The sequence below is a fragment of the Lyngbya aestuarii BL J genome (assembly GCF_000478195.2).
GTDB classification, from domain to species: Bacteria; Cyanobacteriota; Cyanobacteriia; order Cyanobacteriales; family Microcoleaceae; genus Capilliphycus; species Capilliphycus aestuarii.
Map to the genome: position 1 here is coordinate 1 of NZ_AUZM01000152.1, position 3,138 is coordinate 3,138.

Annotated in this window: 2 protein-coding genes; one reads left to right on the plus strand and one right to left on the minus strand. The window is 40.6% G+C overall.

Annotated features, from left to right (window positions below; translation table 11 throughout):
- Nucleotides 1-56: 56 nt before the first annotated feature.
- On the minus strand, nucleotides 57-2,318 hold the full coding sequence (locus tag M595_RS26990) for an EAL domain-containing protein (protein ID WP_040484758.1): 2,262 nt from the start codon (nucleotides 2,316-2,318) through the stop codon (nucleotides 57-59).
- 677 nt (nucleotides 2,319-2,995) lie between these two features.
- Here M595_RS26990 and M595_RS33060 point away from each other — a divergent pair.
- Nucleotides 2,996-3,138 (plus strand): DUF4278 domain-containing protein (locus M595_RS33060; RefSeq protein WP_023069775.1); only part of this gene is annotated, 143 nt, incomplete at its 3' end.

Genomic DNA, 3,138 nt, shown 5'->3' on the forward strand with positions numbered 1-3,138 from the left:
CCACCTCCCCACCTCCCTACCTCCCTACCTCCCCATCTCCCCACCTCCCCACCTCCCTACCTCCCCATCTCCCCATCTCCCCACCTCAGAGGCTGAGGTTGATTGATACCGTATCCTTGGGCAAAGTCAACACCAATTTCTCTTAATAACTCGATGCTGGTATCCTGTTCAATAAACTCAGCAATTGTTTTAACTCCCATCGCATGACCAATCTTATTCACACTTTCAACAACAGCATATTCAACTTGATTTCGATGAATTTCTTTGACAAAACTACCATCAATTTTTAAATAATCTAAAGAAATATGCTTTAAATAAGTTAGCGAACTCATCCCACCCCCAAAGTGATCGATTGCACAAGAACATCCCAACTGTTTGAGGGTTTGAGTAAACTCTATCGTTTGAGACAAAGAGGCAATTGCCACCGTTTCCGGGATTTCAAAGCAAAGGGTTTGATTTGGAATTTTATTGGAAGTTAATTTAACTTTGAGAAACTCGATAAATTCTTGATTTTTAATACTACTCTCTGATAAATTAATCATATATAAATGATTGTTTAACTGTTGATAATACTCTAAAAAATTCTGAACCACCCATTGATCAATTTTGATCATTAAATCATAGCGTTCAGCCGTGGGTAAAAACGCCATCGGAGGCACTATATTTCCCGCTTCATCGACTAAACGTAATAATACCTCATAATATTCTCGGGGGTTTTTCATCTCCTGAAGTGGAATGATTTTTTGAGCATAAAGATGAAACCGATTTTCAGACAACGCCCGATCAATCTCTTTAATCCATTGTCTTTCTTGTTGTCGTTGAATGAGTTCACGATCTTCAATTTGATATACATGAATACAGTTCCGACCCCGAGCCTTTGCCGCATAACAAGCCGCATCCGCTGCACCGAAAACACTCGCAACATTCGACGTATCAGCATCAATTTTCACTAACCCAATACTCACTCCTATCGAAAAAACTTTATCCTCCCAATTGAAGCGAAAATCTTGAATTAATTTTCTCACCGTTTCCGCAACTTCTTGTCCGTCTCCCAAAGAACAACCATGCAACAACAACCCAAATTCATCTCCTCCCAAACGCGCCAAACAGTCAGCCGCACGTACTCGGGTTTGTAGTAAAGCGGTGACTTGACGCAACAGTTCATCTCCGGCTGGATGGCCACAACTATCATTCACCTGTTTGAATTTGTCTAAGTCCAGAAAGCAAAAGATATACTGCTGTTCTTCGGTTTGAATTGAGGTAATCGCCGCTTGGATTTTTTGCTCAAAGGCTTGTCGATTAAGTAGTCCGGTCAGGTGATCGTGGCTGGCTTGCCAAGACAGTTGACGGCTTAATAAACGGGATTGAGTGACATCTCGAAACACCACGACCACCCCCTGAATTTGACCTTGACGATCTTGGATGGGAGCCGCAGAATCTTCAATCGCATATTCTGTCCCGTCCCGAGAAATCAGCAGGGTATGGTGAGACACATGAACAGTATCGACTTGAGAGAACACCCGTTGAACAGGATTTCCTAAGGGTTCTCGGGTGGTTTCATTGATGATTGTAAACACTTTAGAAAGGGATTGTCCGCGAACGGCTTCATTTTTCCATCCGGTGAGTTGTTCGGCGATGGGATTGAGATAGTCAATCTTTCCGCGTTCGTCAGTCGTAATCACTCCATCCCCAATTGATTCTAGGGTGATTTGAGCCAGTTCTTTTTCTTGAATTAGAGCTTCTTCAATCTCATGTCGATGTTGTATTTCTTGTTTGAGTTGAGTATTGACGGCTAACAGTTCAGTGGTTCGTTCTTCGACTCGTTGTTCTAACAAAGTATTAACTTGGCGAAGCTGTTCTTCGACTTGTTTGCGTCGGTTAATTTCTTGTTGAAGATATTGAATTTGTTCTTCGAGTAACAAAGTCAGGCGACGAACAGAGAGATGAGTTTTGATTCGACTGATCGCTTCTTCCGGATGGATGGGTTTAGTAATATAGTCAGCCGCTCCGAGTTTTAATCCTTTGACTTTATTATCAGTTTCAGAAAGAGCCGTCATAAAAATCACCGGAATATCTCGGGTTACAGGTGAGGCTTTTAACTGACGACAAACCTCATATCCGTCCATTTCAGGCATTCTGATATCGAGTAAAATGAGATCGGGTTGTTGAGAGACTGCAATCTCTAATGCTGATTCTCCAGTTTGAGCGACCAAAACTTTATATTTGACTCTCGACAAAGAAGCACATAATAATTTGAGATTGAGTGGATAGTCATCAACCACTAAAACGACACCTAAGTTCAAGTCTTGTTTCATCATTTGTTGTTAAAATCATCTCTCTTATTATTGATTATCGCACTTAATTTTATAGATCGTTATCTCAATAAGTGCTTTAATCGCCTCTACAGATGTGCTATGACAAGTCTCTACACCCGTGAACCGTTTTTTCTATGATTGAAATGCGACCCCTGAAGTCCGATACTCAACTTAAAATGTTATCAATTTTTTCAAGATTAAATTAGCGGTTATGATTCCTGTCGGCGAACATCAAGATCTCTGGTGAAAAACTGAAGCCTCAAACATAACATAAAATTTAAAAAACAATGCTACATCTGTATATTTATTCTTCAAAATTTCCTGGATTTGGAATAGATTAAATAACGACCGAGCCAGAAGCGATACTAGAGAAATCAACTTCGCTCTTTTATTTTTAGAAATAGCGGGATTTCAAACCAAACTGCTCAACCGACAAACCGTTTATTTGCAGGGGACACAACAACGCCTGACTATTCTTAGGCTGACTACTCTTAGGATTGTAAACCCTAATCTTCCAATCTCCTCATCTTCCGATCTATACCCGAAGGAGGATTTGTGTTGATTTGTTATGAATTCTTGGCAATTTAAAATTAAAAATGTAACAATGAATACATAAATTAAAAAACTCACCTTGATGAGCTAAGTTCTTTTTCGTTCAGAGACGAGGAGCGATTACGAAGATGAAACTAACCTATCGGACAATTAGCTATGAGCAGCATCAGCCTCCCCTTGACATCGTAGAAAGCGAACTGGGGGGCAAATATCGGGGAAATGCGTGGCAAGTTCACTATCCCAGACATATTCCTGTTCCCTTACCGAACCC